Genomic DNA, 21,531 nt, shown 5'->3' on the forward strand with positions numbered 1-21,531 from the left:
CCCGACCGGCGCTACGACCTCGGCGTGACCGGCGGGTTCGGCGCCGACGGGGCGATGGAACTCGTGCGCACGGCCGATGTCGCCGTCGTCTTCGGTGCCTCGCTGAACCAGTTCACGATGCGCTTCGGTGAGCTCTTCGCTCCCGGGACGCGCGTCTTCCAGATCGACATCGCCCCCGCAGCCACGCACGCGCACATCGGTGGCTTCGTCCGCGCAGACGCCCGGGTCGCGGCCGAGGAGCTCGTGCGCCGGGTGCAGGAGCAGGATGCCGCGGCGAGCTCTCCCTGGCGCGACAGCGTCGACGTGGCATCCGCTCGCTTCTACGATGCGGGCGACGAGCTCGCAGCCGACGGACGCCTCGACCCGCGTTCCGCCGCGCGGCGCATCGCCGAGCTGCTGCCGGAAGACCGCGTCGTCGTCTCGGACGGCGGACACTTCATCGGCTGGGCGAACATGTACTGGCCGGTCGCCGCACCCGACCGCATGATGATGATCGGCACGGCGTTCCAGTCGATCGGCCAGGGCTGGCCGAGCGTCGTCGGGGCCGCCCTCGCCCGGCGCGACTCGACGATCGTGCTGACCTCGGGCGACGGCGGAGGTCTGATGGCCATCGCCGACCTGGAATCCGCCGTCCGTGCGGCCGGCGGCCGGGGCATCGCCGTGATCTGGAACGACGCGGCCTACGGCGCCGAGGTCAACCTCTACGGGCTCAAGGGACTCGCCGAGGGCCCGATGCGCATCCCCGAGGTCGACTTCGCCGCCTTCGGTGCGGCAGTCGGAGCCGAGGGCGTCGTGGTCCGCACCCTCGCCGACCTCGACCGTCTTGCCGCCTGGGCGGAGGAGGAGCCGTCGACGCGCCCCTTCCTCCTCCTCGACCTCCGCATCTCCGGCGACGTCATCGCGCCGTACCAGCAGGAGATCATCCGCGTGAACTCCTGACGCCGCTCCCGTGGCAGTTGTAGCGGGTGGATCGGCCAAATACCCGCCACAACTGCCACGGGAACGCGCGCTCAGGCGCCGTAGTCGGGCAGCTCCTGCAGCGTCCAGGTGTTGCCGTCGGGGTCGTCGAAGGTCACGAACCGACCCCAGACCTGTTCGTCGACGCCCTGCGCGTCGACGCCGAGACCCTTCAGGTGCGCGAGCGCCTCATCGGCATCCGGCACGACGACCTGGATCGTGTTCTGCTGTCCCGGCTCGAGGCCCTCGCCGAGACCGGTGCCGAACGCGATCGAGCACGCCGAGCCCGGCGGAGTCATCTGCACGAAGCGCAGGCCCTCTGTCGGGGTCTGGTCGTGATCCGGGTTGAAGCCGATCATCGTGTAGAAGTCCTTCGACCTGTCGACATCCGACACCGGCACGAAGATGAGTTCGATCTTCCAGTCCATCACGCACTCCTCCTGGCGGACGCCGTCGCCCGTCCGCGACCACGGTACGACGCGCAGACACTCGGCACCAGAGGTCTTGTACAGCCGAGCGGCTCCGCCTCGGGCGGAGACTTCCCCGTTGGGCTGAGGAATCCGGCTGATCCCTCCTCCCGACACCGGGTACTCAGCCCAACACCGAGAACCTCGCACGCTGCTCAGTCCGCCGGGAGGAATGCCCCCTCGAGGAACTCCGCGAGTTCTGCCACATCCCCCAGCGGCAGGATCGCCGCGACGTACTGATCCGGACGCACCACGACGACCACACCCTCGCGCGACAGCTCGCGCGCCTCGAAGATGTCGGTCTCGGTCCACTTCGACGGACCGGCGGCATAGACCTTCTCCCAGTCGGTGAGCCCGAGCGGCCCCGTCTTCGGCTGGAACAGCGCAGGCGCAGACGTGACCTCCACCTCGTCGTACGGCCGCTGGTACACCGCTTTCACGTCGAACACGGCGTCGACATCGGCATCCGCGGGCGTGAACCGGGCGAACAGCGGCGCCGCGGCATCCGCCCACGCGGCGAGCGCCGCACCGGAACGATCGCCGAACGCGTAGACGCGCCAGCGGCCGTCGGCCTTGGCGTGATGCCCGAGATGCACGACGTTCCCGTCGCCTACGCGGATGACCTCGGCCGACTTGAACCGCTTCCCGAGCGGATACCCGCCCGCGAGCGCCTGGTGCGCATCGGAGCCGGTGATCATCGACGAGGTGTACTGCGTCATGAAGCCGGACGGGAACTCCGCCGTCGCCAGGTAGTACGTGGCCAGTTCGTTCGGGTCGGAGATCTCGCCGGGCTTGCGTGCCATCAGCGACGACCACTCCCGGTCGAAGTCGATCAGCTGCTGCGCGACCGGCCGACGCTCGGCGCCGTACGTCGCCAGCAGCGTCTCCGGTGCGCGTCCGCTCAGCACCGAGCCGAGCTTCCAGCCGAGGTTGAAGCCGTCCTGCATCGACACGTTCATGCCCTGGCCGGCCTTGGCGCTGTGCGTGTGGCACGCGTCGCCCGTCAGGAACACGCGCGGGGTACGGCCGGACTCCTCGAGCACATCGTCGAAACCGTCGGTCACCCGATGCCCGACCTCGTACACGCTGTGCCAGGCGACCTGCTTCACGTCGAGCGTGTACGGATGCAGGATGTCGTTCGCCTTGCGGATGATCTCCTCGATCGGCGTCTGCCGCACCCGGTGGTCGTCGTCCTGCGCGACCTCGCCGAGGTCGATGTACATGCGCGACAGGTACCCGCCTTCGCGCGGGATGTGCAGGATGTTGCCCGCCTGCGAGTTGATCGCGCACTTGGTGCGCCAGTCCGGGAAGTCGGTGTTGACCAGCACGTCCATGACGCCCCAGGCGTGGGCGGCGCTCCCGCCGACATGCGTGCGGCCGATCGCCTGACGCACGCCGCTGCGGGCACCGTCGCACCCGGCGACGTACTTCGCGCGCACGACCTGCTCCTCGCCTGCGCGCTCCCCTGCCACGTGCCGCACCCGCACCTCGACGGGATACTCGCCCTCGTCGTGCACCGTGAGGCCCAGGAACTCGATGCCGTAGTCGGGGGCGATACGGCCCGGGCCGTGGGCTGCAGCCTCGGCGAAGTAGTCCAGCACCCGCGCCTGGTTCACGATCAGGTGCGGGAACTCGCAGATGTCGTACGCGTAGTCGGCCGTGCGGGTGGTGCGGATGATCTCGCGCGGGTTCTCCGGGTTCGGGCTCCAGAAGTTCATCCAGCCGATGTTGTACGCCTCGGCGACGATCCGCTCGGCGAACCCGAACGCCTGGAAGGTCTCGACGCTGCGCGGTTGGATGCCATCGGCCTGGCCGAGCACGAGACGACCCTCACGCTTCTCGATGATGCGCGTCGAGATGTCGGGATACTGCGACATCTGTGCGGCGAGCAGCATGCCCGCGGGACCGGAGCCGACGATCAGCACGTCGATGTCATCGGGAAGGTCGGCCGATCGGGTTACGCCGAGGCCGGCGGCATCCTGCACACGCGGATCCCCGGAGACATAGCCGTGGTGGTGGAACTGCATCGTCGTCGATTCCTTCCGGACTGCTTCGTCTGGTCTTGCGCTGTCTCGCTTCGTGTTCTATATTCGAACACAACGTTCTACTATTGAACACAGCGTATGCGCGACCGCCAAGATGTGCAAGGAGTTCCCCATGGCCGACGGCCCCTCTCCCGCGTCGCAGACCCTGAGCCGCGGCATCCGGATCCTCGAGATCCTCGCCGACGCACGAGGTCCGCTGGCGATCGATGAGATCGCGACGAGGCTCGGCGTTCATCGTTCGATCGCCTACCGCCTGCTGCGCACGCTCGAAGACCACGGCCTCGTCGTGCGCGGCGCGAGCGGAGCCGTCAGCCTCGGCGCGCGGATGGCCGCTCTCGCCGCCGGAGTCGCTCCCGACCTCCAGGCCGAGGCGCTTCCGGAGCTCACCGCGGTCGCCAACGAGCTCGGCATGACCTGTTTCCTCGCGGTGCTCGACGGCGAGGACTGCATCACGCTCGCCAGCATCGAACCGCGCCACGCGATCGCGAGCGTCGCTCAGCGCCCTGGCGCCCGGCATCCGGTCACGGTCGGAGCGCCGGGCAAGGCGATCCTCGCGCAGCTCGCGGCAGCGGAGTGGCCGGCGGATACCTCACCGGCGCTGCGCCGCGATGTCGAGCTCACACGGGAACGCGGCTACGGCACCAGCCACGACGAGGTCATCCCCACCGTGCAGTCGGTCGCGGTCCCGCTGGTCCTGCGCGGCCGCCGTCCTGCCGCGATCGCCGTGGTGCACGTCGCGACGAACCTCGACGATGCGGCCATCGCCGCCCGGCTCGAGCAGTCGGCCGCCGTCATCCGCGACGCGCTCGACGGCTGACGAACCGTTCCGGTCGCAGTTCGTGCCGCCCACCGAGACGATGAGCGGCACGAAGTGCGACCGGAACGGCCCGAGATGCGGCCTCAGGCCTTGGCCACCCCGTAGATCGGGCTGACCGACTGCTCGTCCTCGTGGTCGGGACCGAGCGGGATGCCGGAACGGTCGCGCAGCAGCAGCGTCGCGACGAGTCCGAGCACCGTCATGCCCGCGAGGTACCAGGTCACCGCCTGGGTCGACCCGGTCGCCTGCACGATCGCGGTCGCGATGGTCGGGGCGAACGCACCGCCGGCGATGGCGCCGATCGCGTAGGAGATGGAGACACCGGAGAAGCGGATGCTGGCCGGGAACAGCTCCGTGTAGAGCGCGGCCTGCGGGCCGTAGGTGAAGCCGAGGCCGATCGTGAGGATCGCGAGACCTGTGAACAGCAGGCCGACCTCTCCGGTGTTCACGAGCGGGAACAGCGCGAAGACACCGATCAGCTGCAGCACCCAGCCGATGATGTACGTCGTGCGGCGGCCGATGCGGTCGCAGATCCATCCGGCGAACAGGGTCGTCAGCAGCCAGGTGACGGCCGACCCTGCGACGGCCCAGAGCACCGGGCCGCGCTCGAGGCCGATCGGCCCCTCGGGGTTGGTCGCGTAGCCCTGGATGTACCCGCCGGTCGTCATGTAGCCGACGGCGTTGTTGCCGGCGAAGACGAACGCCGCGATGATCACGAGCAGCGCGTGCTTGCGGAACAGCTGCACGATCGGCATCCGCGCCTTCTCCTTGCGGGCGGCGAGCTCGGTGAAGACCGGGCTCTCCTCGACCTTGCGACGCACGTAGTAGCCGACCAGGATCAGCACGACGCTCAGCAGGAACGGGATGCGCCAGCCCCACTCGAGGAACTGGTCCCCCGGGGCGATGACGGTCATCAGTGCCATCACGCCGGATGCCAGCAGCAGACCCAGCGGCACGCCGATCTGCGGCGAGGCGCCGAAGATGCCTCGCTTCGTGCGCGGTGCGTGCTCGACGGCCATCAGCACGGCGCCGCCCCACTCGCCACCGGCCGAGATGCCCTGCAGGATGCGCAGCAGCACCAGCAGGATCGGCGCGGCGATCCCGATCGTCTGGTACGTGGGCAGCACGCCGATGAGCGCGGTCGCCGCTCCCATCAGGATCAGCGTCCACATCAGCACGGTCTTACGGCCGAGCTTGTCGCCGTAGTGCCCGGCGAGGAACGCGCCGAGCGGACGGAACAGGAAGCTGACGCCGACCGTCGCGAACGCGATCAGCGCGCTGTTCGCCCCGAGCGGCTCGAAGAACAGCTGCCCGAAGACGAGGCCGACCGCGGTGGCGTAGATGAAGAAGTCGTACCACTCGACGGTGGTTCCGACGACGGTGGCGAAGACGACGCGGCGGCGATCGGCCGCTGTCGCGATGGTGCCGGTGGGGGTGAACCCACCCTGTGACTGCCCGCTCATGGGGTGTCTCCTTTGGTTGTGACCGCATTGTCACGGCGTTGCGAGGACGTGAATCCGAATGCTTGCCGAGGGGTGACCCGATGATATATGATTTCGAATACGACGCACAAGGCGTCTCGTAGGACTTCGCAGACGAGCGCAGAGAGGCGCACCGTGACGGCAGACATCACCCGCCCCGGCAAGATCATCGCCATCCACCTGAGTTACGCCTCGCGTGCGGATCAGCGCGGTCGCCGCCCGGCAGTCCCCTCGTACTTCTTCAAGCCGGCCAGCTCCGTCGGTGTCTCCGGCGGCACGGTCGAGCGTCCGGCAGGCACCGAGCTGCTCGCCTTCGAGGGCGAGATCGCGCTCGTGATCGGCACCGCCGCACGTCGCGTGTCGCTCGCCGATGCCTGGGGGCATGTCGGCTGGGTCACCGCGTCCAACGACCTCGGCCTCTATGACCTGCGCGCGAACGACAAGGGCTCCAACGTCCGGTCCAAGGGCGGCGACGGTTACACGCCGCTCGGCCCCGACCTCATCGACGCCCGCACCGTCGATCCCGCCGCCCTGCGCGTGCGCGCCTGGGTCAACGGCGAGCTCCGCCAGGACGACACCACCGCCGGGCTCATCTTCCCGCTCGCACAGCTCGTCGCCGACCTGTCCCAGCACTTCACGCTGGAGCCCGGTGACGTGATCCTCACAGGCACCCCGGCGGGGTCGTCCGTCATCGTGCCCGGCGACGTGGTCGAGATCGAGGTGGATGCCCCGGATGCCGAGGGCGCACCGAGCTCCGGGCGACTGGTGACCACGGTCACGCAGGGCGAGGTGCCCTTCGACGGCGAGCTCGGATCGCTCCCGGCCGTCGACGACCTCCAGCGCACCGAGGCCTGGGGATCGGCGGAGGCGGCGGGGTTGGTCAGCGACCGGTCGTTGAGCGAGGAGCGCAGCGACGAGACGAAACGCGCGACCGAAGGCGGGCCCTCCCCCGAGCTCCGCGCCAAGCTCCTCGAGGCGCCGACCGCAGGGCTTTCGGCCCAGCTGCGCAAGCGCGGGCACCACTCCTGTTTCATCGACGGCGTCTCGGCGAACATCTCCGGCACGAAGATCGTCGGCACGGCCAAGACGCTCCGTTTCGTGCCCTTCCGCGAAGACCTGTTCAAGGCCCACGGCGGCGGCTACAACGCGCAGAAGCGCGCGTTCGATACGGTGAACGAGGGCGAGATCATTGTGATCGAGGCTCGGGGCGATGCCACCACCGGCACCCTCGGCGACATCCTCGCGCTGCGTGCGAAGACCCGTGGCGCAGTCGGCGTCATCACCGACGGCGGCGTGCGCGACTTCGACGCGGTCGCTGAGATCGGTCTTCCCGTCTTCTCGCAGGGCGCACACCCGTCGGTCCTCGGCCGCAAGCACGTGCCGTGGGACGTCGACGTCACGATCGCCTGCGGCGGAGCATCCGTCCAGCCCGGCGACATCATCGTGGGCGACAGCGACGGCGTCATCGTGATCCCGCCGGCTCTCGTCGAAGAGGTCGTCGATGACACGCTCGCACAGGAGGTCGAAGACGCGTGGATCGCCGAGCAGGTCGCCGCCGGGAACCCGGTCGACGGGCTGTTCCCGATGAACGCGGAGTGGCGCGCACGGTACGACGAGGCGCGGAAGTGAGCACCGTGTCGGACGCCAGCAAGTCCGAGCAGGCCTACACCTGGATCCGCTCGCGCATCTCGGGCCACGCGTTCGGACCCGGATACCGGCTCGTGCTGGGCCCCATCGCGGAGGAGCTCGGCATGAGCGTCGTGCCCGTCCGCGAAGCCATCCGGCGCCTCGAGGCCGAGGGACTCGTGACGTTCGAGCGCAACGTCGGCGCGCGCGTGACGCTGGTCGACGAGAGCGAGTACGCCCACACGATGCAGACGCTCGGGCTCGTCGAGGGTGCGGCGACCGCGCTCTCCGCCCCGCTGCTCGACAGCGACGCGCTCGCGCAGGCCGCCGAGGTGAACGAGCGGATGACGCGTCTGCTCGACCACTTCGACGCGCACACCTTCACCGAGCTGAACCGGCAGTTCCACTCGGTGCTCTTCGAGCCGTGCCCCAACCCGCACCTGCTCGACCTCGTGCATCGCGGGTGGGCCCGGCTCTCCGGCATCCGCGATTCCACGTTCGCCTACGTGCCCGGCCGAGCTCATCACTCGGTCGACGAGCACGCCCAGATCCTCGAGCTCATCCGCGGAGGCGCAGAGCCTCTCGAGATCGAGCTCGCCGCCCGCAGTCACCGCTGGCGCACGAGGGATGCCTTTCTCGACGCGCTGCACGCCCGTTCCGCTCATACCCCTGGAGAAGCCTCATGACCGATTCGCGCATCCCCGCCGACCTTCCCGATCACATCCAGCACTACATCGACGGCGCGTTCGTCGACTCGGTCGACGGCGATACGTTCGATGTGCTCGACCCGGTGACGAACAAGACCTACACGACGGCCGCCGCCGGCAAGAAGGCCGACATCGAGCTCGCCGTCGCCGCCGCCAAGCGTGCGTTCGAGGAGGGCCCGTGGCCGCGGATGCTGCCGCGTGAGCGCTCCCGCGTGCTGCACCGGATCGCCGACCTCGTCGAGTCCCGCGACGCGCGTCTCGCCGAGCTCGAGTCCTACGACTCGGGTCTGCCCATCACGCAGGCGCTGGGTCAGGCCCGCCGTGCCGCAGAGAACTTCCGCTTCTTCGCCGACCTGATCGTGGCGCAATCGGATGACGCGTTCAAGGTGCCCGGCCGCCAGATGAACTATGTGAACCGCAAGCCGATCGGCGTCGCCGGGCTCATCACCCCCTGGAACACGCCCTTCATGCTCGAGTCGTGGAAGCTCGGACCCGCGCTCGCGACCGGCAACACGGTGGTGCTCAAGCCCGCCGAGTTCACCCCGCTGTCGGCATCCCTCTGGGCCGGCATCTTCGAAGAGGCCGGGCTCCCCCAGGGTGTCTTCAACCTCGTGAACGGCCTCGGCGAGGACGCCGGCGACGCGCTCGTGAAGCACCCCGACGTGCCGCTGATCTCGTTCACCGGCGAGAGCTCGACCGGCCAGCTGATCTTCGGCAACGCGGCTCCCTTCCTCAAGGGTCTGTCGATGGAGCTCGGCGGCAAGTCCCCCGCCGTCGTCTTCGCGGATGCCGACCTCGAAGCCGCCGTCGACGCCACGATCTTCGGTGTCTTCTCCCTCAACGGCGAGCGCTGCACGGCCGGCTCCCGCATCCTCGTCGAGCGCTCGATCTACGAGGAGTTCGTCGAGCGCTACGCCGCCCAGGCGAAGCGCGTCAAGGTCGGCTACCCGCACGATCCGGCCACCGAGGTCGGCGCGCTCGTGCACCCCGAGCACTACGACAAGGTCATGAGCTACGTCGAGATCGGCAAGACCGAGGGGCGCCTCGTCGCCGGCGGCGGTCGCCCCGAGGGCTTCGACGAGGGCAACTTCGTCGCACCGACCGTGTTCGCCGACGTCTCCCCCGGCGCCCGCATCTTCCAGGAGGAGATCTTCGGCCCGGTCGTGGCGATCACGCCGTTCGACTCCGATGAGGAGGCGCTGTCGCTCGCGAACAACACCAAGTACGGCCTGGCCGCCTACATCTGGACCAACGACCTCAAGCGTGCGCACAACTTCGCACAGTCCGTCGAGGCCGGCATGGTGTGGCTGAACAGCAACAACGTGCGCGACCTCCGCACCCCGTTCGGCGGCGTGAAGGCCTCCGGCCTCGGGCACGAGGGGGGCTACCGCTCGATCGACTTCTACACCGATCAGCAGAGCGTGCACATCACGCTGGGCCCGGCGCACAACCCCACCTTCGGCAAGAACTGACATCCCCCGGTCGTTGAGCGAGGAGCGAAGCGACGAGACGAAACGTCTCGACTCACCAGACCGTTTCGTCTCGCTCCGCTCGCTCAACGACGGAGATCCCGACTCAAGCAAGGACGCTGACATGACCGACCGCGAAGACATGACCCTGACCTCTGCCGGGTACTACGTATCCCAGGAGGCGCCGATCCGCACGGACAACCCGGTCGCAACGCCGGCGAGCACTCCCCCCGACATCCTGCGCTGCGCCTACATGGAACTCGTGGTCACCGACCTCGCCGCGTCGCGCGTGTTCTACGTCGACGTGCTCGGCCTGTACGTCACCGAAGAGGACGACGAGGCGATCTACCTGCGCTCGACCGAGGAGTTCATCCACCACAACCTCGTGCTCCGCAAGGGACCCGTCGCCGCGGTCGCCGCGTTCTCGTACCGTGTGCGGGCGGCAGAAGACCTGGACCGCGCCGTCGAGTTCTACACCGAGCTCGGCTGCGACGTGCGCCGAGCCGAGAACGGCTTCGTGAAGGGTGTCGGCGACTCCGTGCGCGTGGTCGACCCGCTCGGCTTCCCCATCGAGTTCTTCCACCAGTCCGACCACGTCGAGCGGATGTCGTGGCGCTACGACCTCCACATCCCCGGCGAGCTGGTGCGTCTCGACCACTTCAACCAGGTGACCCCCGACGTGCCCCGTGCAGTGAAGTTCATGCAGGATCTCGGATTCCGCGTGACCGAAGACATCCAGGACGACGAGGGCACGGTCTACGCCGCGTGGATGCGCCGCAAGCCCACCGTGCACGACACCGCCATGACGGGCGGCGACGGCCCGCGGATGCACCACGTCTGCTTCGCGACGCACGAGAAGCACAACATCCTCGCCATCTGCGACAAGCTCGGTGCCCTCCGCCGGTCGGATGCCATCGAGCGCGGCCCCGGCCGCCACGGTGTGAGCAATGCGTTCTACCTCTACCTGCGCGACCCCGACGGTCACCGCGTCGAGGTCTACACGCAGGACTACTACACGGGTGACCCCGACAACCCGGTCATCACGTGGGACGTGCACGACAACCAGCGCCGCGACTGGTGGGGCAACCCCGTCGTCCCGTCCTGGTACACCGAGGCGTCTCTCGTGCTCGACCTCGACGGCAACCCGCAGCCGGTCGTCGCACGCACCGACAGCAGCGAGATGGCCGTCACGATCGGCGCCGACGGCTTCTCGTACACCCGGCCCGACGAGGGCGAGAAAAAGCTGGGCAACCAGCTTTGATCCCGCAGGCGTTTCGTCTCGCTCCGCTGGCTCGACGACCGGCAACCGGTCGTCGAGCGACGAGCGAAGCGACGCGACGAGACGCCTGACGAACCGAGAGGAAGAGGAGCGGATGCTGTCAGCAGACACGATCGCGGAGATCGCGGCGGAGCTCGCCGAGGCCGATCGCACGCACGCGGTGATCCCACGGATCACCGCGCGATACCCCGAGGCGACGGTCGAGGACTCGTACGCCATCCAGGGCGTATGGCGTGACGGCCAGATCGCTGCCGGCCGACGACTGGTCGGACGCAAGATCGGCCTCACGTCCAAGGCGATGCAGCAGGCCACGGGCATCACCGAGCCCGACTATGGCGTGATGTTCGACGACACCGTCTACGAGTCGGGCGCGGAGATCCCGGTCGACCACTTCTCGAACGTGCGCATCGAGGTGGAGCTCGCGTTCGTGCTCAAGCATCCGCTCGAAGGCCCCGACTGCACCCTCGACGACGCCCTCGCCGCGATCGACTACGCGGTTCCCGCCCTCGAGGTGCTCAACTCGCACATCGAGCTCGAAGGCCGCACGATCGTCGACACGATCAGCGACAACGCGGCATACGGCGCCATGGTGCTGGGCACCGAGCACCGTCGCCCCGACGAGATCGACCTGCGCTGGGTGCCCGGCGTGCTGTCGCGGAACGGCGAGATCGAGGAGACCGGCGTCGCCGCCGGCGTGCTCGGCCATCCCGCGACCGGTGTCGCGTGGCTGGCGAACAAGTTCCACCAGCACGGCGCGCGTCTGGAGGCCGGGGAGATCATCCTGGCAGGATCGTTCACACGCCCGATGTGGGTGTCGCGCGGCGACGAGGTGCTGTGCGACTACGGACCGATGGGAACCATCACATGCCGCTTCGTCTAGAACCGTCGTTCCGCGAGCGGCTCGCGTCCTCTGACAGGGCCTTCATAGGGATGTGGGCCTGCTCCGGCAGCGCGCTCGTCACCGAGGTCGCGGCCGGATCGGGACTCGACTGGCTGCTGATCGACATGGAGCATTCGGCGAACACGCTCGAGACGGTCCTTCTGCAGCTGCAGGTCGTCGCCGCGTACCCGATCGCTCCCGTCGTGCGGGTGCCCTCGAACGACACCGTCGCGATCAAGCAGGTGCTCGATCTCGGCGCGCAGAATCTCATCGTGCCGATGGTCTCCTCCGCGGACGAGGCACGCTCTGCGGTGGCGGCCACGCGCTACCCACCCGAGGGCGTCCGCGGTGTCGGCAGCGCCCTGGCCCGCAGCGCCCGCTGGAACCGGGTCGATCGCTACCTGCAGGAGTCCGCGCAGCACACGTCGCTCACGGTGCAGATCGAGACCACCGCCGGAGTGGACGCTGCGGTCGAGATCGCCACGGTCGACGGCGTCGACGCGGTCTTCGTCGGACCGTCCGACCTGTCGGCCTCGATGGGGCTCCTCGGGCAGCAGACGCACCCCGACGTCGTCGCCGCTGTCGAGCAGGTGTTCACTGCGGTGAGGGCAGCGGGCAAGCCGGTCGGCGTGAACGCCTTCGATCCCGCGGCCGCCGATGCCTACGTCGCGGCCGGAGCGGATTTCGTGGCGGTCGGAGCCGACGTGGCACTGCTGGCACGAGCATCCGAGGCCCTGGCCGCTCGCTTCATCACCACCGACGGCCCCGCGCGCGCCAGCTACTGACCCGCCTCCCCCGTTTTCGAATCGCGCAACTGGTCGATCCCGCGCGGAACCATGAGCCAGTTGCGCGATTCGAAACGGCGCCGCGCCACGCCTGACACCGACGCGGCTGACTCTGGCGTATTCATAGCAATCCGGGGAAGACTGTCGACATGACTTTCGCCGCGCTCCAGCCCCTCGCCGACCGTGCCGCCCTGTTCACCGCGCTCCGCCAGGACGCTCTCTCGACTGCTGCCGACGCGCTGGGCGAGCACCGTTGGGACGCCGACATGGCCGCCGGGACCATCACCTTCACGGCGAACGCCGACCCGGCGCGGCAGCTCGTCACCCGCGCGCACCTGATCGCCACGATCGCTCCCGGTCCCCGCTCGATGCTGTGGGCATGGGCGCACCCCCAGGGGGATGCCCAGGGCGTGGCCGCACAGCTGCGTGCGTACGGCGCCGAGCACGGCCTCACCGACCTGACCGCGCCCGAGGTCCCCTTCCCGGCCGACGCCACGGGAGACGAGGAGTGGATCGCCCAGGCGGCACACACGATCGGCGGCGTCGCGGTCGAGCTGACCGGTCGCTCGCCCTACTACTCCGCGCCCGTGGGCGGTGGCACCAGGGCCGTGTTCGTGCTCGACGCGCCACTGCCCGCTCTCACCGTGTCTGACGCGGTCATCGCGCTCCCCCGCATCCTCTCCGACCTCTCGCTCCCTGACGCCCGCACGGCCGTCTGGGACCTGGCGCGTCTCGCCGGATGGTCGCTGACCTGGACGGATGAGTCGTTCTCGGGCGCGCAGGTCGTCGATGCGTCGGGCTCCGCGACGTTCCGCTTCGATGAGCAGGCTCGCATCAGCGGAATCGACGGTTCGCTGCAGGCGCAGGCCTGATCCGGAACGGGCCCGCACCAAACCGCGCGGGTCGGCCGCGAAGCGCGTACCGTGTGGGATTCTGGACGGATGAAGAACGGAATCGTCCGGTTCGTATCGCTCTACGTGTTCAACGTCGCCGTGCTGCTGCTGATCGGCCTGCTGCTGCGCGGAGTGTCCGTCGGATGGAACGCCCTGTGGGCAGCGATGATCCTCACGCTCGCTGCCCTGTTCGTGAAGCCGCTGCTGCGGAATGCCTTCCGGCGGTCCGCCGCGAAGTCGGCATCCGGTCGAACGAAGGCCGGCGAGAAGGTCGTCCAATACGTGCTGGTCTACATCGTCGAGCTCATCGTCTGGGTGCTCACGGTGTGGCTGAGCGGCGTGAGCTCCTCCAGCGTCTGGGGCTACGTCCTCCCACCGCTGCTCCTGCTGCTCGGCTGGGTGATCTATGACCAGATCGACGACAAGCTGCATACCAAGGCCGGACAGGTGTACGACGCGGTGCAGGCGAGGGTCGGACGCGGCGCGAGCCGCCCGGCATCCTCCGCCGCCCCGGCGCCCGAGACCCGCGAGACGGCCTCGACACGCGACGAGCTCCAGGACGGCCTGACGCCCGAGCAGCGGCGGATGCTGGACGAGCTCGGCTGACCCCGCCCGCTCCGGTCGCGAAAAGGCACCCATCCGCACGGGACTGGGTGCCTTTTCGCGACGGGAAACGTCAGGCGAGCCGCTCGGCCGCCTCGACCACGTTCGTCATGAGTAGCGCGACCGTCATCGGGCCGACTCCGCCGGGGTTCGGCGAGAGGAAGCCGGCGACCTCGGCCACATCGGGGTGCACGTCGCCGAAGACCAGGCTCTTGCCGGTCTCGGGGTCGGTCTCCCGCGTGACACCGACGTCGAGCACCGCAGCGCCGGGCTTGACGTCCTCGGCGCGGATGAGGTGCTTCACTCCCGCGGCCGCAACGATGACGTCGGCCTCGCGCAGGTAGCGCGGCATGTCGACGGTGCCGGTGTGGGTCAGCGTCACGGTGGCGTTGAGATCGCGCCGCGTCAGCAGCAGCCCGATCGAGCGCCCGATCGTGACACCGCGGCCGACGACGACCACGTGCTTGCCCTTGAGGTCGTAGTCGTTGCGCAGCAGCAGCTCGATCACACCGCGCGGCGTGCACGGCAGCGGGGTGTGGATCGGTGCGTTGACGTTGAGCACGAGCCGCCCGAGGTTCGTCGGGTGCAGTCCATCGGCGTCCTTCGCCGGGTCGATCCGTTCGAGGATCGCATCCGTGTCGATGTGCTTCGGCAGCGGCAACTGCACGATGTATCCGTGGCACGCCGGATCGGCGTTGAGCTCATCGATCAGCGCCTCGACGTCGGCCTGCGTGGCATCCCCGGGTAGTTCGCGCTGGATCGAGTTCATCCCGATCGCTTCGGACTGCCGGTGCTTCATGCCCACGTAGAGCTGCGACGCCGGGTCGGCGCCGACGAGCACCGTGGCGATGCCGGGCGTGATGCCCTTGGCCTTCAGTGCCGCGACGCGCTCGGTGAGCTCGGCTCGGATCTCGGCCGAAGCCGCCTTGCCGTCGAGGACGACAGCGGTCACTGCTGCAGGTCCGGGTAGAGCGGGAAGGCCGCGGCGAGCGCGTCGACCCGTGCGCGGAGCGCCTCGACATCGGCACCCGGGATCAGCGCGAGGGCGATGATGTCGGCGACCTCGGTGAACTCGGCGTCGCCGAAACCGCGGGTCGCGAGCGCCGGCGTGCCGATGCGGAGCCCCGAGGTGACCATCGGCGGGCGCGGGTCGTTCGGCACCGCGTTGCGGTTGACCGTGATGCGGATGTCGTGCAGCAGGTCTTCGGCCTGCTTGCCGTCGATCTCTGCATCGCGCAGGTCGACCAGCACGAGGTGCACGTCGGTGCCGCCCGAGCGCACGCCGATGCCGGCATCCTTCACGTCCTGCTGCGAGAGTCGCTCGGCGATCAGCGCGGCACCGCGCAGGGTGCGCTCCGTGCGCTCGACGAACTCGGGCGTCGCCGCGAGCTTGAAGGCGGTCGCCTTGGCGGCGATCACGTGCATGAGCGGGCCGCCCTGCTGGCCCGGGAAGACGGCGGAGTTGATCTTCTTCGCGATGTCGGCGTCGTTCGTGAGGATGAAGCCCGAGCGCGGGCCGCCGATGGTCTTGTGCACGGTCGAGGAGACGACGTGCGCGTGCGGCACCGGGTTCGGGTGCAGGCCTGCGGCCACGAGGCCGGCGAAGTGCGCCATGTCGACCCAGAGCAGTGCCCCGACCTCGTCGGCGATCGCGCGGAAGGCTTCGAAGTCGAGCGTGCGGGGGTAGGCCGACCAGCCGGCGATGATGACCTTCGGCCTGTGCTCGATCGCGAGGCGACGCACCTCGTCCATGTCGATCGTCGAGGTCTCGGGGTCCACGCCGTAGGCGACGATGTTGTAGAGACGGCCGGAGAAGTTGATCTTCATGCCGTGCGTGAGGTGGCCGCCCTGGTCGAGCGAGAGTCCGAGCAGGGTGTCGCCGGGGCGGGCGATGGCGTGCAGCACGGCGGCGTTGGCCGAGGCACCGGAGTGCGGCTGGACGTTGGCGAACTCCGAGCCGAACAGGCTCTTGGCCCGCTCGATGGCCAGCGACTCGGCGACGTCGACCTCTTCACAGCCGCCGTAGTAGCGACGGCCCGGGTAGCCCTCGGCGTACTTGTTCGTCAGGACGGAGCCCTGCGACTGCAGCACCGACACCGGGACGAAGTTCTCGGAGGCGATCATCTCGAGGAACGTCTGCTGACGGTGCAGCTCACGGTCGAGGACCTGCGCGATCTCGGGATCGACTTCGGAAAGCGGGGCGTGGAAGTAACGATCGGTCATGACATGCTCCTCTGACGACGGATTTCGAAGGGGTATGACTATCGGCCCAGGCGCGCGGTCGAATTCCGTGGTCAGTCGCTCCCCGGTGGTAGTCCACCCAGACGCCAGTCGCGACGGTTACGAGCATAGCGGATTCCCCCTGTGGCTCCGGCCGTGTCCACGGTAGGTTTTGTTCATGGTCTTTACCCATTCCCTTCCGCTCGTGCCCGCGCCCGTGTCCGCCACGGCAGGAGAAGGACGGATGCCGGTCATCGCGCAGACGCGAGTACTCGGCTCCTCCCTGGCCGCAGAGCAGCTGATCGACGCGGTCGAGAGGCGCAGCGGCATCCGTCTCTCCCCCACCGACGCGGCGGAAGCGGAGATCGAGCTGCGCATCGACCCCGCCGTCGCCGCCGCAGAGGGGTACGCGCTGACCGTCGACGAACGCGTCGAGATCGTCGGCGCCGACGAGGCAGGGCTGTTCTACGGCGTGCAGACCCTGCTGCAGCTGCTGCGCGAAGACGAGGACGGAATCTGGGGCTTCCTCCGCGCCGAGGTGCGGGATGCTCCGCGCTTCGACCGACGCGGCGTGATGCTCGACGTCGCACGGCACTTCTTCCACGTCGCCGAGGTCAAGAAGTTCATCGACAGCACGAGCGCCCTGAAGTTCAACCACCTGCACCTGCACCTCAGCGACGACCAGGGCTGGCGCATCCACATCGACTCGTGGCCGCGACTCACGGAGGTGTCATCCGCGACCTCGGTCGACGGTCATCCGGGCGGGTTCTACACGAAGGACGACTACCGCGAGATCGTCGCGTACGCCGCGGACCGGCACATGATCGTGATCCCCGAGATCGATCTGCCCGGTCACGCGCACGCGATCGGGGTCGCCTATCCGGAGCTCGTCGAGGAGCCGGTGCTGAATGACGGACTCATCTCCGAGTCCGCGCGCATGGGCCAGGCGCTTCCCGTTCACGGCGAGACCTACCTCGGCTGGGGCGTCGGCCATTCGAGCGTGCGCATCCACGAGGACCGCACCTACGACTTCGTCCGCGACGTCGTGCGCGAGCTCGCCGAGCTGACGCCCGGGCCGTACATCCACGTCGGCGGCGACGAGTCGCTGGGCACTCTCCAGGCCGATTTCGACCTCTTCGCCGAGCGGGTCACCGCCATCGTCGTCGAGGCGGGCAAGACGCCGATCGCCTGGCACGAGATGGGATCGGCAGCCGGCATCGCCGAGGGCACGATCGGCCAGTACTGGGGCAAGACCACGCCCGAGGGCACGCACGCCGAGGAGGCTGCGCACTTCGTGGAGCGTGGCGGGTCGCTCATCATGTCGGCGGCGGATGTCGCCTACCTCGACATGAAGTACACGGAGGACTTCCCGCTCGGACTCACGTGGGCGGCCGTCATCGACGTCCGCTCCGCCTACGAGTGGGAGCCCACCGCCGTCCTCGATGTGCCGGATGCCGCGATCCTCGGCATCGAGGCGCCGCTGTGGTCGGAGACGACCCGCACGCTGAGCGACGTCGAGCAGCTCGTCTTCCCGCGCGCCGCCGCGCAGGCCGAGATCGCCTGGTCGCCGAAGGAAGCGCCGGAGCGCGTCTGGGACTCATTCCGCACACGCCTCGGAGCGCTCGCGCCGCTGTGGAAGGCTGAGGGGGTCGATTACCACCCCGCTGACGAGATCCCCTGGAGCACACGTTGAGCATCCATTCCTCCACGACCGGCTCCCTGGTCATCCACTCCGCGCGCGTCATCGACGGCGGTGAGGTCGTCGATGACGGCTGGGTGCGCTTCGTCGACGGCGCGGTCGCCGGACGCGGGGCAGGCCAGGACTGGGAGCCCGCCGACGAGGTGATCGATGCCTCGGACATCGCAGGACCCGGTGCGATCCTCACGCCCGGCTTCATCGACATCCACGGGCACGGCGGCGCCGGAGCCGCGTTCGATGACGGCGTCGAGGCGATCCGCACCGGACGCGCCCTGCATCGCGCGCACGGCACGACGCGGGCGGTCATCTCGCTGGTCACGGCATCCATCGACGATCTCGCCCGCAGCGTCGGCCTGATCGCCGACCTGATGGAGACGGATGCCGACATCCTCGGCTCGCACCTCGAGGGCCCGTTCCTCGACCCCGCCCATCACGGCGCTCATGAGCCGACACTGCTGCGCGATCCCGTAGCGGCGGACGTGGCGCGGCTTCTCGATGCGGGCCGCGGAACGATCCGCCAGGTCACGATCGCGCCCGAGCGCCCCGGCGGCCTCGACGCGATCCGTCAGATCGTGGACTCCGGCGCCGCCGCGGCCGTGGGGCACACCGACGCGGATGCGGCGATGGCTGTCGCTGCTTTCGAAGCGGGGGCCTCGATCCTCACGCACGCCTTCAACGCGATGCCCGGCATCCATCATCGTGCTCCCGGCCCGGTGCTCGCCGCCGCGGCCGATCATCGCGTGGTCCTCGAGGCGATCGCCGACAACGTGCACCTCGATCCCCACGTGATCAAGCTCGTCTTCGATTCGGCTCCCGGTCGCGTGGCGCTGATCACCGACGCGATGGCCGCCGCCGGGAGCGCAGACGGTCACTACGACCTCGGCACAGTCAGCGTGACCGTCGAGAACGGCGTGGCGCGAGCGGACGACACCGGTTCGATCGCCGGCTCCACGCTCACACAGGACGTCGCCCTTCGCCGAGCCGTGCAGGCGGGTGCGACTCTTCCCGAGGCGGTGCGTGCGCTGACGGAGACGCCGGCGCGAGCGGTCGGGCGAGGCGCCTCACTCGGCAGCCTGCGCGAGGGCATGACCGCGGATGCCGTGCTGCTGGACGCAGAGCTGCGCGTCGCGCGCGTGTGGGTGGGACCGCGGCTGCTCGTTTGACAAGAGCCGCGCCACGCGCGACGACGCGCAGCTCTGCGCTCTCCGGTCGATTTCTTGAGGGGTGGGAGGCCGCCTCTCCCCAGATCAGCGACCTCATCCCACACAGAGAAGGGGGGCCGGGAACTCCTCCCCCGAGGCTCCCGACCCGCCCGGCCGGTGCAATTACCCCTCGCACCGGCGCCTGAATCCCGCCCCCCGGAGGGATTCGCATGGCTGTCTCTATGGGATGAGACGACGCGCGGCCCGATTCATTACGCGAGTTCGCGGACTTTCTTCAGAACTTTTCGTGGCGCGAAGCAGAAGTATATCCAGACCTGGGATTTATTCGCAGACTGCGAACGGGCTTGGAGATCTGAAGAGGGCTGGTCCTAGGACGATTTTCGGGAGAGAATGGAGAAGACGCGTGATGAGATCCTCTCTCCCGCGTCTCTTTCTGTGGAGGCGCTCCTGCGCCCCGGAACCGATGGATGACTGTGCACGAAGAGAACGCCCACCACGACGAGCCGCCCGGCGACGCCGACCTGATCCTTCGCACGCGCTCCGGCGACGCGGAGGCGTTCGGGGAACTCTGGCGCCGCCACTACCCATCGGGCCTCTCCGTCGCACGCTCCATCACCTCCTCGATCGACCCCGACGACCTCGTCCAGGAGTCCTACACCCGCATCTACCAGGCGATCGTCAAGGGCGGCGGACCCAACGGCTCGTTCCGCGCCTACCTCTTCACCAGCATCCGCAACACCGCCGCCGCGTGGGGTCGCTCCCGCCGTGAGACGGCGATCGACGAGCTCGACACCGTCGCAGACCCCGACAGCACCGATCAGGCCGCGAACGAGGCACTCGACCGCAGCCTCACCGCGCAGGCCTTCCGCAGCCTCCCCTCCCGATGGCAGGAGGTGCTCTGGTACACCGAGATCGAGCAGATGAAGCCGCAGGAGGTGGCGCCTCTCCTCGGGATGAAGTCGGGCGCGGTGTCGCAGCTCGCCTTCCGGGCGCGCGAGGGTCTTCGCGAAGCGTGGATCCAGGCGCACCTGCGCAGCGCCGCGCCGGGGTCGGACTGCCAGTGGACCATCGAGCACCTCGGCGCCTACTCGCGCGGCAACCTCGGCACCCGCGACCACAAGCGTCTCGAACTACACCTCGACGAGTGCGCGCGCTGCATGATCGTCGCGGCCGAGGCGAAGGACGTCTCGACGCGCCTCGCCCTCGTTCTCCTCCCCCTCGTGCTCGGAGTCACCGGCGCCGCGGGCTACCTCGCGGCGCTGCAAGGCGGCGGCACCCCGATCGTCGCGCTCGCAGCGATGCCGTCCAGCATCCCTGGCAGCGTGTTCGCCGGCGAGCCGGCCTCCGGAGTCGCGGCGGTCGGCGCAGGAGCAGGGACGAGCGCTGCCGGTTCGACCGGCGGCGCTGGAGTCGGCGCTGGCGCGAGTGCTGCCGGTGGCGTACTCACCGGGATGGGCGCTCTCGTCGGTGTCGGATCTGCGGCGCTCGTCGTCGCAGGAGTCGTTGCCGCGGCGACGATCGTCCCGGGTCTCGCCGGTGCCGATCCTGCGGCCTCGCTTCCGAGCGCCGCCGATGTTGACTCCTCCTCGATCACCTCGGATGTCGGCCCCGACGCGTCGATGAACCTCGATGAGCCGATCATCATCGAGGTGCCTGAGGAAGCACCGAAGCAAGAACCGACTCCCCCGGCGGAGCAGATCGCCGTTCCCCCGGCAGAAGAACAGCACGGCCCGGCCGTCGCGCCTCCGACGGCACCAGTCGAAGCGCTTCCCGAGCTTCCTCAGATCCCCCAGCTGCCTCAGGTTCCCGAGACCCCCGGCGGCACCGAGCCCGGCGATGGCGGAAGTGGAGCGCCCGGCGATGGCGAAACCGAACAGCCCGGGCCCGTGCTTCCCGAAGGGACACCGACTGTCGGTCAGGCTGATATCGACATCGAGGGCCTGATCCCGTTACAGGCTCGATACGCCGTTCCTGTCGGTGGTGCCGACGGCGCCACCGTACGCGCAGTGATCAGCGGCAACGCGGACGGAGCGCGCCAGACCGTGCTGTCAATGCCGCCAGGAGGCACTGGCGCCGTTGGTTCAGTCGTGCTGCTCCCTTCGCATGACCAGCTCTGCGGCAATGCCTCGGTCGATTTCTTCTACGTCGCCGGCGACCAGGTGGGCACTGCAACCTCGAGGACGCTCCGCGAGCTCTCACCGCTTCTGTACGCGATCGCGTTCGACCTGATCTGCGCCGTTACTTCCGACGACGCTGAGGAAACTGCCGTCGCTGAGCCGAGTGAAATCTCGAATCCACCGGCAGAGGAGACCCCCCTTCCGGTTGCCGAGTCACCCGTTGCACCCGCGCCCGCACCGGTTGATGCCGCACCCGCGCCCGCGCCGGTCGAATCCGCTCCGGCACCTGCCCCGGTCGAGCCCGCACCCGCCCCCATGGAGCC

General features: G+C 69.0%; 18 protein-coding genes and 1 riboswitch. Of the genes, 13 read left to right on the forward strand and 5 right to left on the reverse strand.

Going from position 1 to position 21,531, the window contains the following annotated elements:
* A partial coding sequence (locus RS85_RS00360; protein ID WP_046011433.1) for a thiamine pyrophosphate-dependent enzyme occupies positions 1-939 on the forward strand: 939 nt, incomplete at its 5' end.
* 71 nt (positions 940-1,010) lie between these two features.
* On the opposite strand, the gene RS85_RS00365 is transcribed toward RS85_RS00360, so the two are convergent.
* Together RS85_RS00365 and RS85_RS00370 are read right to left on the reverse strand one after the other, a co-directional pair.
* The gene (locus RS85_RS00365; RefSeq protein ID WP_046011434.1) at positions 1,011-1,385 is read right to left on the reverse strand and encodes a VOC family protein; all 375 of its coding nucleotides are present in this window, start codon (positions 1,383-1,385) and stop codon (positions 1,011-1,013) included.
* 194 nt (positions 1,386-1,579) lie between these two features.
* Entirely contained in the window at positions 1,580-3,451 is a 1,872-nt protein-coding gene (locus RS85_RS00370) for an FAD-dependent monooxygenase (protein WP_046011435.1), read from the reverse strand.
* Positions 3,452-3,581: 130 nt separating this feature from the next.
* Between RS85_RS00370 and RS85_RS00375 the strand changes: the two genes are divergently transcribed.
* The gene (locus tag RS85_RS00375) at positions 3,582-4,286 is read left to right on the forward strand and encodes an IclR family transcriptional regulator (RefSeq protein ID WP_046011436.1); all 705 of its coding nucleotides are present in this window, start codon (positions 3,582-3,584) and stop codon (positions 4,284-4,286) included.
* Positions 4,287-4,369: 83 nt separating this feature from the next.
* On the opposite strand, the gene RS85_RS00380 is transcribed toward RS85_RS00375, so the two are convergent.
* Positions 4,370-5,749 (reverse strand): MFS transporter, encoded by a 1,380-nt coding sequence (locus RS85_RS00380; protein ID WP_046011437.1) that lies wholly within the window; start codon positions 5,747-5,749, stop codon positions 4,370-4,372.
* A 153-nt stretch (positions 5,750-5,902) separates the two neighbouring features.
* Here RS85_RS00380 and RS85_RS00385 point away from each other — a divergent pair, with 153 nt between their 5' ends.
* From RS85_RS00385 to RS85_RS00420, 8 genes are all read left to right on the forward strand, one after another.
* The gene (locus tag RS85_RS00385) at positions 5,903-7,396 is read left to right on the forward strand and encodes a fumarylacetoacetate hydrolase family protein (protein WP_046011438.1); all 1,494 of its coding nucleotides are present in this window, start codon (positions 5,903-5,905) and stop codon (positions 7,394-7,396) included.
* Positions 7,393-8,079 carry a GntR family transcriptional regulator gene (locus RS85_RS00390; RefSeq protein ID WP_046011439.1) on the forward strand — a complete coding sequence of 229 codons (687 nt, stop codon included), beginning with the start codon at positions 7,393-7,395 and terminating at the stop codon, positions 8,077-8,079. Before RS85_RS00385 ends, RS85_RS00390 begins: the two co-directional genes overlap by 4 nt.
* Positions 8,076-9,572 carry a 5-carboxymethyl-2-hydroxymuconate semialdehyde dehydrogenase gene (gene hpaE, locus RS85_RS00395; RefSeq protein WP_046011440.1) on the forward strand — a complete coding sequence of 499 codons (1,497 nt, stop codon included), beginning with the start codon at positions 8,076-8,078 and terminating at the stop codon, positions 9,570-9,572. The genes RS85_RS00390 and hpaE overlap by 4 nt, the downstream gene beginning before the upstream one ends.
* A 121-nt stretch (positions 9,573-9,693) precedes the next feature.
* Positions 9,694-10,830: a 3,4-dihydroxyphenylacetate 2,3-dioxygenase gene (gene hpaD, locus RS85_RS00400; protein ID WP_046011447.1), complete on the forward strand. Its 1,137-nt coding sequence runs from the start codon at positions 9,694-9,696 to the stop codon at positions 10,828-10,830.
* 112 nt (positions 10,831-10,942) lie between these two features.
* Positions 10,943-11,728: a 2-keto-4-pentenoate hydratase gene (locus RS85_RS00405; protein ID WP_046011441.1), complete on the forward strand. Its 786-nt coding sequence runs from the start codon at positions 10,943-10,945 to the stop codon at positions 11,726-11,728.
* Positions 11,713-12,513, forward strand: a complete 801-nt coding sequence (locus RS85_RS00410; protein WP_046011442.1) for an HpcH/HpaI aldolase family protein — start codon at positions 11,713-11,715, stop codon at positions 12,511-12,513. The genes RS85_RS00405 and RS85_RS00410 overlap by 16 nt, the downstream gene beginning before the upstream one ends.
* A gap of 149 nt (positions 12,514-12,662) precedes the next feature.
* Positions 12,663-13,385: a DUF6882 domain-containing protein gene (locus RS85_RS00415; protein ID WP_046011443.1), complete on the forward strand. Its 723-nt coding sequence runs from the start codon at positions 12,663-12,665 to the stop codon at positions 13,383-13,385.
* A gap of 69 nt (positions 13,386-13,454) precedes the next feature.
* The gene (locus RS85_RS00420) at positions 13,455-14,012 is read left to right on the forward strand and encodes a hypothetical protein (protein WP_046011444.1); all 558 of its coding nucleotides are present in this window, start codon (positions 13,455-13,457) and stop codon (positions 14,010-14,012) included.
* A 70-nt stretch (positions 14,013-14,082) separates the two neighbouring features.
* Here RS85_RS00420 and RS85_RS00425 read toward each other — a convergent pair whose 3' ends face one another.
* Positions 14,083-14,961 (reverse strand): bifunctional methylenetetrahydrofolate dehydrogenase/methenyltetrahydrofolate cyclohydrolase, encoded by an 879-nt coding sequence (locus RS85_RS00425; protein ID WP_046011445.1) that lies wholly within the window; start codon positions 14,959-14,961, stop codon positions 14,083-14,085.
* The gene (gene glyA / locus RS85_RS00430) at positions 14,958-16,232 is read right to left on the reverse strand and encodes a serine hydroxymethyltransferase (RefSeq protein ID WP_046011446.1); all 1,275 of its coding nucleotides are present in this window, start codon (positions 16,230-16,232) and stop codon (positions 14,958-14,960) included. Before glyA ends, RS85_RS00425 begins: the two co-directional genes overlap by 4 nt.
* Positions 16,233-16,269: 37 nt before the next feature.
* A riboswitch (ZMP/ZTP riboswitch) is annotated at positions 16,270-16,354 on the reverse strand.
* A gap of 53 nt (positions 16,355-16,407) precedes the next feature.
* Between glyA and RS85_RS00435 the strand changes: the two genes are divergently transcribed.
* The 3 genes from RS85_RS00435 to RS85_RS18840 all read left to right on the forward strand — a co-directional run.
* Complete coding sequence (locus RS85_RS00435) at positions 16,408-17,922, forward strand: family 20 glycosylhydrolase (RefSeq protein ID WP_046011448.1); 1,515 nt, start codon at positions 16,408-16,410, stop codon at positions 17,920-17,922.
* Entirely contained in the window at positions 17,919-19,091 is a 1,173-nt protein-coding gene (nagA, locus tag RS85_RS00440) for an N-acetylglucosamine-6-phosphate deacetylase (RefSeq protein ID WP_152642294.1), read from the forward strand. The genes RS85_RS00435 and nagA overlap by 4 nt, the downstream gene beginning before the upstream one ends.
* A 467-nt stretch (positions 19,092-19,558) precedes the next feature.
* Positions 19,559-21,531: sigma-70 family RNA polymerase sigma factor (locus tag RS85_RS18840; protein ID WP_052703240.1), on the forward strand; the 1,973-nt coding region annotated here is incomplete at its 3' end.

The sequence above is a fragment of the Microbacterium sp. SA39 genome (genome assembly GCF_000967865.1).
In the GTDB taxonomy this organism is placed as follows: Bacteria; Actinomycetota; Actinomycetes; order Actinomycetales; family Microbacteriaceae; genus Microbacterium.